The organism is Parasynechococcus sp., assembly GCF_042954325.1.
In the GTDB taxonomy this organism is placed as follows: Bacteria; Cyanobacteriota; Cyanobacteriia; order PCC-6307; family Cyanobiaceae; genus Parasynechococcus.
In genome coordinates, this window is the sequence record NZ_JBGKDS010000086.1 from 1 (window position 1) to 12878 (window position 12878).

Annotated in this window: 14 protein-coding genes; 3 read left to right on the plus strand and 11 right to left on the minus strand. The window is 61.4% G+C overall.

All coding sequences use genetic code 11. The annotated features are described in order from the left end of the window. Positions 1-398 precede the first annotated feature (398 nt). On the plus strand, positions 399-1607 hold the full coding sequence (locus ACGVKB_RS10530; protein WP_392351764.1) for a glycosyltransferase: 1209 nt from the start codon (positions 399-401) through the stop codon (positions 1605-1607). A gap of 3 nt (positions 1608-1610) precedes the next feature. Here the strand turns inward: ACGVKB_RS10530 and ACGVKB_RS10535 are convergent, their stop codons facing one another. Then, positions 1611-2018: a hypothetical protein gene (locus tag ACGVKB_RS10535; RefSeq protein WP_392351690.1), complete on the minus strand. Its 408-nt coding sequence runs from the start codon at positions 2016-2018 to the stop codon at positions 1611-1613. A 14-nt stretch (positions 2019-2032) separates the two neighbouring features. Here ACGVKB_RS10535 and ACGVKB_RS10540 point away from each other — a divergent pair, with 14 nt between their 5' ends. After that, entirely contained in the window at positions 2033-2311 is a 279-nt protein-coding gene (locus ACGVKB_RS10540; RefSeq protein WP_392351691.1) for a hypothetical protein, read from the plus strand. 17 nt (positions 2312-2328) lie between these two features. On the opposite strand, the gene ACGVKB_RS10545 is transcribed toward ACGVKB_RS10540, so the two are convergent. The 5 genes from ACGVKB_RS10545 to accD all read right to left on the minus strand — a co-directional run bounded on the left by ACGVKB_RS10545 (position 2329) and on the right by accD (position 7295). Continuing rightward, a complete protein-coding gene (locus ACGVKB_RS10545; RefSeq protein WP_392351692.1) occupies positions 2329-3732 on the minus strand; it encodes a serine hydrolase domain-containing protein in 1404 nt (467 codons plus the stop codon). Positions 3733-3820: 88 nt separating this feature from the next. Beyond that, positions 3821-4894 carry a class II fructose-bisphosphate aldolase gene (gene fba / locus ACGVKB_RS10550; protein ID WP_392351693.1) on the minus strand — a complete coding sequence of 358 codons (1074 nt, stop codon included), beginning with the start codon at positions 4892-4894 and terminating at the stop codon, positions 3821-3823. A gap of 74 nt (positions 4895-4968) precedes the next feature. Next, positions 4969-6033 carry a Gfo/Idh/MocA family protein gene (locus ACGVKB_RS10555; RefSeq protein ID WP_392351694.1) on the minus strand — a complete coding sequence of 355 codons (1065 nt, stop codon included), beginning with the start codon at positions 6031-6033 and terminating at the stop codon, positions 4969-4971. A 3-nt stretch (positions 6034-6036) separates the two neighbouring features. Continuing rightward, positions 6037-6417: a hypothetical protein gene (locus tag ACGVKB_RS10560; protein WP_392351695.1), complete on the minus strand. Its 381-nt coding sequence runs from the start codon at positions 6415-6417 to the stop codon at positions 6037-6039. Beyond that, a complete protein-coding gene (gene accD / locus ACGVKB_RS10565; RefSeq protein WP_392351765.1) occupies positions 6414-7295 on the minus strand; it encodes an acetyl-CoA carboxylase, carboxyltransferase subunit beta in 882 nt (293 codons plus the stop codon). Before accD ends, ACGVKB_RS10560 begins: the two co-directional genes overlap by 4 nt. 190 nt (positions 7296-7485) lie before the next feature. Here accD and ACGVKB_RS10570 point away from each other — a divergent pair, with 190 nt between their 5' ends. Then, positions 7486-7713 (plus strand): hypothetical protein, encoded by a 228-nt coding sequence (locus tag ACGVKB_RS10570; RefSeq protein WP_392351696.1) that lies wholly within the window; start codon positions 7486-7488, stop codon positions 7711-7713. A gap of 203 nt (positions 7714-7916) precedes the next feature. Here the strand turns inward: ACGVKB_RS10570 and ggt are convergent, their stop codons facing one another. From ggt to leuB, 5 genes are all read right to left on the minus strand, one after another. Beyond that, a complete protein-coding gene (gene ggt, locus ACGVKB_RS10575) occupies positions 7917-9650 on the minus strand; it encodes a gamma-glutamyltransferase (RefSeq protein ID WP_392351697.1) in 1734 nt (577 codons plus the stop codon). Continuing rightward, positions 9647-10450, minus strand: coding sequence for a prepilin peptidase (locus tag ACGVKB_RS10580; RefSeq protein WP_392351766.1), 804 nt, complete (start codon positions 10448-10450; stop codon positions 9647-9649). The genes ggt and ACGVKB_RS10580 overlap by 4 nt, the downstream gene beginning before the upstream one ends. Next, entirely contained in the window at positions 10447-10746 is a 300-nt protein-coding gene (locus tag ACGVKB_RS10585; protein WP_392351698.1) for a hypothetical protein, read from the minus strand. The genes ACGVKB_RS10580 and ACGVKB_RS10585 overlap by 4 nt, the downstream gene beginning before the upstream one ends. 66 nt (positions 10747-10812) lie before the next feature. After that, positions 10813-11715: a phosphoribulokinase gene (locus tag ACGVKB_RS10590; RefSeq protein ID WP_392351699.1), complete on the minus strand. Its 903-nt coding sequence runs from the start codon at positions 11713-11715 to the stop codon at positions 10813-10815. Positions 11716-11779: 64 nt separating this feature from the next. Further along, the gene (gene leuB, locus ACGVKB_RS10595) at positions 11780-12853 is read right to left on the minus strand and encodes a 3-isopropylmalate dehydrogenase (RefSeq protein ID WP_392351700.1); all 1074 of its coding nucleotides are present in this window, start codon (positions 12851-12853) and stop codon (positions 11780-11782) included. Positions 12854-12878: the final 25 nt, after the last annotated feature.

The following is a 12878-nucleotide window of genomic DNA, read 5'->3' on the forward strand; positions in this document are numbered from 1 at the left end:
TGTTTTCCACATCGCTGGTGGAAGCATTTCGCAGGGCTTGTCTTTTGCGACGCGTGTGTGATCTGTCAATCGCTTTGGGATGGTGTGTGGAGTCTGCGGTAACCAAAAGCACATTGTGATGTTCTCGCGGCTGTCTTGTCCCTCCTAAGCCCTTGCAGTAGCTGAGATCTGATGGTTTTTGTGCCTCTGGTTACTTGGGCGGTCGGCCTGGACTGTCCACCGGATGGCGGCTGTCCACGACGAGGTGTCGGCATCGCTGGGCCATTGCGCGCCCCGATGCATGGTTTGTGGAAAAGCTGTGCAAAAGGCATGGGTTCGGGGTGCTTCGTGGCTGTCTCAGCCGTTGAGCATCGGCTAGACCCGTGCTTGATCAACTCCGGGATCCGATCGTCATGCTGATGTCCGGTTGGACAGTTTGTGCTGCTGCAGGGGTGAGCCTCGTGGCCTGGGTGCCCGTCATGGGCCTGCTGATTCTGCTGATCAGCCTTCAGCGGGTGTTCAGGTCAGCACCGCTTCTGTCATCGGATCCGCCGGCTCAACCCTCTGACCAGGCGTTGACCGTGGTCATTCCTGCTTACAACGAGCAAGACAACATCGTCCGTTGTTTATCCAGCGTTCTGGCTTCGGATCCGCCAGCGTTGAATTGGTCGGTTGTGGTGGTCGATGATCAGTCCACGGACCGCACTGCGGAGCTGGCCCGCGAGATTGTCGCTGCGCGCGACAACCGTGCGATCACCTGCCGAATCATGGAATCCGGCGAACGCCCGATGGATGAGCGTTGGGTGGGTAAAAATTGGGCATGCAGTCAGGCCATGGACGTCGTGGAGACGCCATGGGTTCTGTTTCTGGATGCTGATGTTGTCCTGAGTCGCGATGCCCTGAAGCGTGCGTTGGCTTCGGCGGTTGCTGAGGGTGCCGATCTATTCAGCTTGGCTCCCCGACTGGTTTGTGACTGTCTTGCTGAGTGGATGGTTCAGCCGATCATGGCGAGCCTGCTGGGACTGGGGTTTCCGATTTCCGAAGCCAATGACCCTGCTTCACCTGTGGCCTTCGCCGCTGGTCCATTCATGCTGTTTCGGCATTCGGCTTACACCGCGATCGGTGGTCACCGTGCCCTGGCGGGAGAGGTCGTCGAGGATCTGGCGTTGGCTCGGACCATCAAGCAGACCGGTCATCGCTTGATCTACCGCCTTGGTCTTGATGCTGTCGACCTTCAGATGTATTCCGATCTGAGTTCGCTCTGGGAGGGTTGGACCAAAAACTGGTATCTGGGTCTGGAGCGCAGTGTGCTGAAGTCGCTCTTGGCCGGTGCCGCTGTCTTCACGATGTTCAGCCTTCCATGGCTGTTGTTGATGACCGCTCCTGTTGGGTTTGTTGTGCTTCCTGACTGTCGTCTCGCGACCCTCAGCGTCGTCATTGCGGCAGCGACTGCTGTGCTGCTCCAGTGGATGTTGCGGCTCTGGACGCGCTGGCGGTTTGGTCTGCCCCTCAACTTCTGGTGGCTCATGGGTTTGGGTGGTTTGATCGTTGCGGCAATCGCCCCCACTTCGGTCTGGCGCAGCCTCACCGGTCGCGGTTGGACATGGAAGGGCCGTCCATTGGCCTGAATCTCAGACCACTGAGGCCTTGAGTGCTGCCATCTCGTGGGCTGATCGTCCCGGTTCAAGGCTGTCCGGGTGGCTGTTGAAGTAGTCCAGCCAGGTTCGATAGGCCTGATCGCGCCTGCTGACTTGTTCTTCATCCGTGAGGAACAGCCCCGTTTGTTCCTGGCGCTCTTGCTCGAAACCGCGAAGGGCCTCCCGGTCGGACGCCGGAACCGTGTTGAGCACCTCAACCCGCTCTTCGAGCCGGTTGAGGCGTGCCTCGATGGACTCCATTCGATCGTCAGGGGGCGGCGCTGAGATCATGGTGTCGATCGCCTGGATGACAGCGGCCTCGAGGGTGATGCCGTTGGTTTGGGCATACCGACGCAGCCGCCGTTTGAGCGGCTTCGGCAACTGAACCTCGAGTGCTCCCATGCCTGAGATCGGGGATGGCCATCACCATTCTGCGGGCCTGGTTCGACCGATCCACGGCTGTGACTCTGCAGCGCTGCTGTCGCTCAGCTGGGATAACAATTCATTTCTTCTCACACGCCGGCATCGCTGCTCTGCCAAGGTATTTAGCGCTTCTCATTGCGTTGATCATGTTGCTCTTCGCCTCTCAGACGGCTCAAGGAGGCCCCAGTGTCATCCTTCCCGCTCTGTTGATTACTGGTTTGCTTGTGGCAGCGTCCCAGGCCTTCGTTCCCAAGAACACCGATGAGAATTGATTGGATCTGAGGCTTGCTCAGGTTGAGAGCGCGGCCAGGACAGCCGCTGCAAACCTGTTGCGGTCAAATTCACCCCGTTGAGGGGTCTGACCCAGCCGCACAATGATCGCGTTGTGGCTGGGTGCAACCAACAGAAGCTGCCCTTCGTACCCCTCTGCAGAAAAGCTGTTGCGGGGGAGATCTCGGTGACGCCGTCCTCGGTTGATCCACCAGTGGGATCCATAGTTCCGTTTGGATCCCCGACTGACTCGTCTGGCCTGATCGCTCCAACCTTCGGGCAGGATTTGGTCCCCCTCCCACCGTCCCCCATTGAGATACAGCAAACCGAATCGAGCCCAGTCGCGAGCACTGGCCCAGCCGTAGGACGACCCCACAAAATGTCCTGACGCATCGGTTTCAAGAACTGCTGTCGTCATTCCGAGGGGATCAAACAGACGCTCATAGGGAAACCGCCAGTAGCGTTGGTCGTCGTTGATGGCCCGTCGCAGGCCATTGGACAGGATGGCGGTCGTGCCGGAGGCGTAGGCCCAGCGTTGCCCCGGCACGGCGATCAGCGGCTGACGTGCTGCGAAGATCCCCATGTCATCGCTCTGGGTCAGCATGCGCACCAGGTCAGAACTGAGATCCCGACTCAGTTCATCAAAGGCCAGCCCACTGTTCATCTGCAGCAGATGGCGCACCGTAATGCTGGCCCGCGGATCGTCTGGACTGCGAGACCATTCCAGTGGCGCCAGTGGCTGGTCCAGATCCATCAGACCATCGGCAATGGCCAGGCCAATCAAGGCATGGAGCAGGCTTTTGGTCATTGACCAGCCCACGAGTGGCGTGGTCGGAGTGATGTCCTCGGCGTAGCGCTCAGCCACCACCCAGCCGTCCTGAACCACGACAACGGCTCGGCTTCGACGTGGCCTGTTGTTGGCATCGGGTTCTGCAAAGGCCTGGTCCAGGGCCCGATTCAGACGAGCCTGGTCCACAACAGGTGGCGATGCCGTTGCATCGCTGTTCAGCGGCCAGGGTGTGGTCGTCCCCATGGGATCACCTGATGACGACGTCCGTTGAAGGACTGGCAAGCGCACCAGCGGTTGATCCCTCCCCTCGAGGCTGCAGCCGAGGTTGGCCTGTCGGATCGCCACCGCCGAGATCAATCCGCCCAGGGCCGTTGCCGTGACCCGTTGGCGCTCCGTGTCGATCCGACTGCGAATGAGCTGTGATCCGAGGGCCAGATCCTCCCGCTCAAGCCGCTGAGGGTCCAGTCCCGCCATCAGGGCTCCGCTGCAGAGCACTTTGGCGGAATAGGCCGTTCCTGCCTGGGCGAAGGTCAGGAGCTCCAGGCCCTTGCGCCCGACGATCCCTGCAAGCGCGACCCCTCCGACCAGAACCAGACCGAGGCTCAACTGACGGGTACGACGTGAGAAGGCCACGCTTGTGTTCAACGCTGAGGGACAAAAAAAGAGGGCCTGACGGCCCTCTGTTCACAATCGACATCACCAGGTGGTGATGGCTTCAGAGTCAGGCTGCGACAGCAGTCTTGGGGTCCAGGGCGCCTTTGGCGTACAGACCGGCGTAGTAGTTGATGTCGCGCTGCTTGATCTTGCTGGCGTTGCCGGCAGCCCAGAACTGCTGGTAGCGATCCAGGCAGACCTGCTTCATGTACTTCCGCGCAGGCTTGTTGAAGTGGCGGGGGTCGAAGTTGGCAGGGTCAGCCATGGCGGCTTCACGCACAGCGGCGGTGAAGGCCAGACGGTTGTCGGTGTCGATGTTCACCTTGCGGACACCGTTGCGGATGCCTTCCTGAATCTCTTCGACGGGAACGCCGTAGGTCTCGGGGATGGCACCGCCGTACTTGTTGATCATCTCCAACCATTCCTGGGGAACGGAGGAGGAGCCATGCATCACCAGGTGGGTGTTAGGGATGGCTTTGTGGATTTCAGCGATCCGGCTGATGGCCAGAACCTCGCCGGTGGGCTTACGGGTGAACTTGTAAGCGCCGTGGCTGGTGCCGATGGCGATGGCCAGGGCGTCCACCTTGGTCTTGGCGACGAAGTCAGCGGCTTCAGCGGGGTCGGTCAGCAGCTGATCCTTGGACAGTTCACCTTCAAAGCCGTGGCCGTCTTCGGCTTCGCCTTTACCGGTTTCCAGCGAACCGAGGCAACCCAGTTCACCCTCAACGCTCACGCCGATGGCATGGGCGACGTCCACCACTTCTTTGGTGACGTTGACGTTGTAGTCGTAGCTAGCGGGAGTCTTGGCGTCGGCTTCGAGGGAGCCGTCCATCATCACGGAGGTGAAGCCATTCGCTGCGGCACCGAAGCAGGTGGCAGGGCTGTTGCCGTGGTCCTGGTGCATCACCACCGGGATGTCTGGGTAGGTCTCAACCGCAGCCAGAATCAGGTGACGCAGGAAGTTCTCACCGGCATAGGTGCGGGCGCCACGGGAGGCCTGCAGGATCACAGGGGAGTCGGTCTCGTAGGCCGCTTCCATGATCGACTGGACCTGCTCCAGGTTGTTCACGTTGAAAGCAGGAATGCCGTAGCCGTTTTCGGCGGCGTGGTCGAGCAGGAGCCGAAGCGGAACGAGCGCCATGGTGAAATCCTCGAGGGTGTGTCGTCTAAGACGAATCGCGGCGATATTACCGCGCGTTACGCGAGTCCAGCACGTTATGCCGATGCCTGATCGCAGGCTTTGCGACTGGCAACGGCTTCATGAAGGCCGGGAACCATTGGTGTTCCTTTAAGGATGGACTCGGCCCACCAGCTCTGAATCCGTGCCACGGGAGCGATGCGCCCATCACTCCAGGTGGTTGAGAAGGCCAGATCATCGTCCGGTTGGAGGCTGCGTGGAGCTTCGCCGGTCCTGGCATGCCACAGCGCAAATCCATGCACGTAATCCTTTTGATTCGCGCTACCGAGCACCAAACTTCCTTCCGAGCCATAGATCTCGAGCCAGCAGCCGCGTCCGTTGCGAGCAACGGAACTGAGCGCGATCTGGGCCGGGATCGTGGCTGTGGTCTCCCCCTGCCAGTGGAGAGAGGTCTGAAGCATGGAGACATCTTCGGCATCCACCTTCGCCATGCCGCCTTCGGGATGGGGGCGTTCCGCGATGGAGACGCTGTTGAGGCTCTGAACCGCACCGACGGGACCGATCAGCCAGCCCAACATGTCGAACGCGTGGGTTCCGAGGGCACCGATCACCCCTCCCCCGGCGTCTTTCTGGGAGTACCAGTTCCAGCCGCGGCGCGCATCGGCCCGGCTGCTCATCAGCCAATCCAGTTTGACCAGCCATGGCTCTCCGATCGCGCCGGCCGTCAGAAGACGCTGGGCTTGCATGAAGAGGGGGACAGCGCGGTACTCGTAGTCCACCGCGACGGAGAGCTGGCGGCTGATGGCCAGGCGCTGTAGTTCCTGGGCCTGGTCAGCACAAAGGGCGACAGGTTTTTCAAGTAGCAGATGTTTGCCTGCTTTGAGCGCCCGCTCGGCCAAGTCGAAGCGTGGTGCGGGAGGCGTCGCGATGATGACTGCATCGACGGCGGGATCGGCCAGAAGCGCATCCCAGTCGTCAGTGCCCTTGAGGCCGTGGGCTTCACAGGCTTGATCGAGGCGTTCCCGGCGCGGGTGCCAGAGGGCAACGGTCTGGAAGGCTGGGTTCGTCGCAAGGGCTGGGAGATGCACGGCTTCTCCGAAGCCGAGGCCGGCGACCGCAACACCGATGGGGGAAGGAGACATCGTTCAGCTCGGCAGGGTTTCGCTGCACACCGCATCAATGACTGCGTCGATCAGGCCATCGTCGCCAGCGGGTTGCCATTCGGAGCGGAAACGTGGGATGCCGTTGACCTGCTTATCGCGGTAGAGGGATTGCCCGCAATCGAGTTGCATCACGTAGAGCGATCCATTGGGTTGGTCTCCGTCCTCACTGGCTGCCGGTGTGAAACGGCTGAGAACCGTGCGCATCCCCTGGCGGTCTTCACGGATGCTGCCCCGATCCCACCATTGCTGCCCGGCGGCGGTGGTGGGAACTTCGATCCACTCGACGGGACCGGCAAGGGCTGGGTGCCCTCCACCAACCAGGATCAGGACGCCCAGCAGGAGGGCGGCGAGAGATCGCATCATCGGCTGCTCAGTTCGAGGGGACGGCTCCCATGGAGACGCAGCAGGTTGGCCAATGTGCTGCGCAATTGGGTTCTGGGAACAATCGTGTCCACAAAACCATGGTCCTGAAGGTATTCAGCGGTCTGGAAGTTGTCCGGCAGCTTTTCACGCAGGGTCTGCTCGATCACGCGGCGTCCGGCGAACCCGATCAGCGCCTTGGGTTCCGCAAGGATCAGATCACCGAGCATGGCGAAGCTGGCTGTGACACCACCTGTGGTCGGGTGGGTCAGCAAAGGCATGTACAGCAGTTCCGCTTCGCGGTGACGCTCCAGGGCTCCGGAGATCTTGGCCATCTGCATCAGGCTGAGCATGCCCTCCTGCATCCGTGCACCGCCTGACGCACACACCACAAGCAGGGGAAGCTTGTCCTTGGTGGCCCGTTCAATCAGTCGTGTGATTTTCTCTCCCACCACCGATCCCATTGAGCCGCCCATGAAGCGGAAATCCATGACGGCAAGGGCCATGGCCAGCCCTTCAACCCGACAGAATCCAGTGATCACGCCATCCTGAAGGCCTGTAGCGGCTTGACTTTCCTTGAGCCGGTCGGCGTAGGCCCGACGGTCTTTGAAGCCCAGGGGATCCGTGGGTGACAGGGCATCGTCGAAGCTCTGAAAACTGCCTGGGTCGGCGATGACCGCGATCCGTTCATCGCTGTTGATGCGGTTGTGATAACCGCAGTTCGCACAAACGCTGGCGTTGGCGCGGAGGTCCTTGAGGTAAACAACCTGACCGCACTCCGGGCACTTACTCCAAAGTCCATCGCCCTCGTCAGGTTCCTGGTTGACCTTGACGGTGGATTGTCCTTTGCGGCGATCAGCGAACCAGTCAAAGAGGGACAGCGCTCCTAGCTCCTAAGCAACGGCAAAGACATCAGTGTTGGCGATGCATCGGTCACAGCAATCGATCCGTGGAGCGAAGGTTTCGGACGCGACCAACCCTGACGAATGGGTTCGATCATCGTAGGTGCAGAGATCTAATGCCATTGCGATGGGCTGTGCAGTTTTGATCCGTCCGATCACTGTGTTGGTTGTGAGTTCCACTCTGCTCGCTTGGGTTCCAGTGCGGGCGGAGAGTTTCACCCCTGAACGTTTGGCGGATGACACCTGCACGATGATGCAAGACCCGGCCGTGCCTGAGTCGATCAAGACACAGACCAAACAAAACGTCGATCGACTCTTGAAGCAGGAGAGCCGTCGTGATGATTACAAGCAGATCCAGCGGGGGTATCAACTTGCCCGCTCACGGGGCTGTGTTTAAGCGGATGGAGCACGTTTTGTGGAAAAACTCTTCCGTTGCGGGTGAATTCCACAGCAAGGTGGAAAGTCTCGGCTGTGACGATCGCGTGTGTGGAGTATTTCCATGATTTTGGCTTTTCAATCTGTACTCAACGGTGTCCAGAAGGAATACATTGCAACCATATGGCTGGGTGATGGGGATCATCTAGCCCAATGAAGCCGGGATCACCGGCTTTTTTTTTGCGCAGGGGGCAGCAGAGGTGGAGCCGGCTCGGCCGCACCCTCCGGCCTGCGCGGATCAGCCACGCCCAGGCTTCCTCCCTTCGGTCCAAGCTCAACGCTGTTGGCGGAGCCCATGGCGCGACTGGGTTTCACCGTGTGTCCCCGCTGTTTCAGCAGCCGGATGGTGTCGGCACTGATCCCTTGTTCGATTTGCAGCGCGTCAGGCCAGAGCTGGCTATGCACCCTCGGACTCAGCACGGCCATGGACAGATTCAAGCCATGCACGATGCGGTTCAGAACCACCTGCAGCACGGTGGTGATGATGCGGCTGCCGCCCGGACTTCCCGTCGCGAACCATGGTGACCCGTCCGGACGTAACACCACCGTGGGCGTCATCGAACTCAGTGGACGCCGTCCAGGAGCGATCGCATTGCGTTGCCCCTGGATCAGGCCAAAGGCGTTCGCGGCTCCAGGTCGTGCCGTGAAGTCGTCCATTTCGTTGTTCAGCAGAACGCCGGTCCCTGGGATGGCAATTCCATTGCCGTAGGCAAAGTTGAGAGTTGTCGTGAGGGCCACCAGTGAGCCCTGGGGGTCGGCCACCGACAGGTGGGTGGTGTTGCTGCTGTTGGCTGGAAGCGGGGCGACTCCCCCCAGTTGCTCACTTGGGGTATGCCTCTGCGGGTTGAGGCTGCGGCGCAATTGAGCGGCATAGGCCTTGCTGATCAAGTGCTCTGTCGGCACCGCAATCTGGTCGGGGTCCCCCAGCAATGCATTGCGGTCCCGGTAGGCCAGATTCATCGCCTCGGCCAGGGTGTGAATTCCGTCGGCGCTGTTCAGCCCCATTGCTTTGAGCTCCAACGGTTCCAGCAGGTTGAGCATTTGGATCAGCGTGACCCCACCACTGCTGGGTGGCGGCATCGACAACACCCTGTGGCCTTGGAACGTGCCTTCCACCGGCTCCACCCAGATGGCGCGGTAGCTGGTGAGGTCGTTGTGGTTGATCAGACCTCCGCCCTCGTGCATCAGGGTGACCAGGCGCTGGGCCACCGGTCCTGCATAAAACCCGCTGTGGCCGTTGTCGGCAATCCCCTGCAGTGTGCGAGCGAGTTCCGGTTGTTGGAGCAGTTCCCCGGCTGCGTATGGGGCCCCGCTGGATTTGTAAAACAGCTGCCGTGCCGTGGGGTCACGGCCCAGCCTTGGCTGGGCCCGCCGCAATGATCTGGCCAGGATTGGCCCCACGCGAAACCCCTCCCTGGCCAGGCGGATGGCCGGTTCCATCACCACCTGTCGCGGCAGTGTGCCGAAGCGGTCGTGGGCTTTGAGCAGGCCCGCCACGGTTCCCGGCACGCCGCTGCTCAGCAGACTGCTGGTGGCGCGTTCACGATTCACGCTGCCATCTGGATTGAGAAACAGATCCCGGTGCGCCCGTTTTGGCGCCATCTCGCGGAAGTTCAGGGCATAGCCCCGTTGCTCCGGTTGATTCCAGAACACCAGGAAGCCGCCACCTCCGAGGTTGCCGGCCTGCGGCAGTGTGACCGCCAGGGCATAGGACGCGGCCACCGCTGCATCGATGGCATTGCCGCCCTTGTTGAGCATCGCCATCCCCGCTGCGCTGGCGTGACGGTCCTGACTGCTGACCAGTCCTGCGCTGGAAGGGATCGGGTGGCTGCGCTGACGGCCTTCCTGCAGCGGGTTGGTGCCGGCGACCATGGCCAGACAGAGCAGAGCGGCTTTCACAGCAGTGGACCTGTCAGCTCCAGCCATTGTTCCCACCACCAGCTGGGGCCCTGGAGCCAGACCAACCAGATTCCGAGTGCAATGAAGGGCCCGAAGGCGAACGGCTGACGCGGGCCGAGACGACCGCTGAGGCGTGCGGCACTTCCCACCAGTGCACCACTGAGGACGGCAAGTCCGAGGGCCATGGTGAGCCCAGCACTGCCAAGCCATGCACCACCGAGCGCCGCGAGTTTGGCGTCGCCCAGGCCCAGCGCCGGTTGCCCTATCACCTTCTCCCCGAGTGCGCTGATCCCCTCCAGGGCCAGCAGTCCGAGGACGGCGGCGATCAAATGATGTGAGAACAGGGTCAGGCCACCGCTGCCACTGACGACCAGACCAAGCAGCAGCCCCCAGCGGCATAGGGATTCAGGCAGCCAGAGGTGGTCAAGATCAATCAGCGTCAGGGGTAGGAGCAGGCCGATCAGAGGGAGGCCCGCCCAGGGGAGCCAGGCTGCCGGTAGCCCCCCTCCGCCCGCTGGCCCCACCAGCAGGGCCGAGAGCCACAACAGGCTGGTGAGCGCCTCCACCGTCGGATAGCGCCAGCTCACCGCTGAGGCGCAATCCCTGCAGCGGCCCCCGAGGGCCAACCAGCCCAGAATCGGAATGTTGTCGTGCCAACGGATGGCATGGCCGCAGCGCGGGCAGTGACTCCCTGGATGAACGACGGATTCACCCCTGGGCAAACGCCAGACCACAACATTGGTGAAACTGCCGATGCAGGCGCCAAGACAGGCGATCCACAGGATGACTGGGCCCGTCATCCCCATGGGCTGCGGCTTCGTGACTGGCGTCCTTTGGTGCTGCGTCCACGGATCAGCTCCAGACCGACGAACTCCTCATCGGGTAGCAGAACCGGTGCCTCGAAGACCACCCGACCTTCCTGCTGGCTCATGGCCACCACCACTCCCATTGGCTCGATGCTGCCGGGGGTGTCGGACAAAAACTGAAAATAGGTGCGGCGGGCGATGCGGATCAGTGAACGGCTGTCGACACGGTCCCAACGGGGTGCCTGGGGAGATCCTGCGGCACCATGAATTTCGAAGGAGGGCGGCGACAAAGAAATAGGCCCACCTGATGAATCAGATGAGCCCAGTGTAGAGATGAAACTGTTGGACGTTCCCGATCAATTCATCGTTTTCTTCTCTTCAATCATCCGGTGGATGATCGGGGTGAGGATCAATTCCATGGCGAAGCCCATCTTGCCGCCGTTGACGACGATGCTGGTGGGGCTGGACATGAATGAATCATTGATCATGTTCAGCAGGTAGCTGAAATCAATGCCCCACTTTTCGCGAGCTCCCTTGCGGAAGTGAATGATCACGAAGCTCTCATCCGGAGTTGGGATGTTCCGGCAGATGAAGGGGTTGGAGGTGTCAACCGTCGGAACCCGTTGGAAGTTGATGTCCGTCTGGCTGAACTGCGGACAGATGTGATTGATGTAATCCGGCATCCGGCGCAGTATCGTGTCGACGATCGCTTCTGCGGAGTAGCCGCGTTCAGCGTTGTCGCGGTGGATTTTCTGAATCCATTCCAGGTTGGTGATCGGCACCACACCAACCAGCAGGTCAGCGAGACCTGCCACGTCGTAGCCCTCGCCCTTCACGCCGCCGTGGAGGCCTTCGTAGAAGAGGACGTCGGTCCCGCTGGGAATGTCCTCCCAGGGGGTGAATTGACCGGGTTCGAGGTTGACGCCGAGACGAGCGTTGTGCTCAGCAGCTTCTTCGGGGCTGTGCAGGTAGTAGCGCTTCTGTCCGGAGCCGGTTTGGCCGTAGGTGCGGAACAGCTCCTCGAGCTTGTCGAAGAGGTTGGCTTCGGGACCGAAGTGGGAAAAATTCTTGCCGGCGGCCAGGGCATCAGCCATGGCTTGCTTCATCGGCATCCGCTCGTAGCGGTGGTAGCTGTCGCCTTCCACCACGGCAGGAGTGATGCCTTCCCGCGCGAAGATGTGCTCGAAGGCGCGCTTGACGGTGCTGGTTCCGGCTCCGGAAGAACCCGTAACAGCAACTACCGGGTGACGCTTCGACATCGACGCAGGGACAACAGGCCCGGCGATCTTGCCAGATCGGGGCCCGAAAGTTCCAACTCTCTCGTCAGAGAGCTTTGAGTAATTCGTCGCCCATGGCCTGACATCCCAGTTGGCTGCAGCCTTCTGACATCAGATCACCAGTCCGGAAACCGGCCGCCAGAACCTTGTCAACGGCTTTCTCCAGATCGTCGGCCGCTGCATTTTCCTTCAGGCCGATGCGCAGCATCATGGCGGCGGACAGCACCATGGCCATGGGGTTGGCCTTGTCTTGACCGGCGATGTCGGGAGCTGATCCGTGCACCGGCTCAAACAAGCCGGGTCCATCGCTGCCCAGGGATGCTGAGGGCAGCATTCCGATGGAGCCCGTCAGCATCGCGGCCTCGTCACTGAGGATGTCACCGAAGAGGTTGCCGGTGAGCAGGACATCGAATTGCTTGGGATCGCGCACCAGCTGCATGGCGGCGTTGTCGACGTACATATGGCTCACGGCGACATCGCTGTAGTCCGGCGCCATCGTCTCGACCCGGTCGCGCCAGAGCTGGCTGACGTCCAGAACATTTGCCTTGTCGACGGAACAGAGCTGGCCCCGTCGTTCCCGGGCGAGGTTGAAGGCCACCTGAGCGATGCGATCCACCTCCGAGGCGGAGTAGGTCATCGTGTTGAAGCCGCGTTCGTCGCCATCGGCCTCAATCCGCCCCTTGGGTTGGCCGAAGTAGATCCCCCCCGTCAGTTCGCGGACCACCATCAAATCGACACCCTCGATCACCTCGGGCTTGAGGCTGCTGGCTCCGATCAAGGCCGGGACGATCTTCACCGGCCGGAGGTTGGCGAACAGCTGCATGCCCGCTCGTAATCCCAGCAACCCCGTCTCCGGGCGTTTCTCCCGGGGCAGGCTGTCGAAGCGCGGGCTGCCGATCGCCGCCATAAGCACGGCGTCGGCCGCTTTGCAGGCCTCCAGGGTGCTGGCTGGCAGAGGCTCACCGGTGGCATCGATTGCGCTGCCGCCGATCGGTTGTTCGTCAAAGCTGAGGCTGAAGCCATGGCGTTGGCTCACGGCGTCCAGGAGGGTTTTGGCCACCGCCGTGATCTCGGGGCCGATGCCATCACCGGGGAGAAGAACAACGCGGTGTTGAGCCATGACAACCGGAGACGGCAGGACAGCA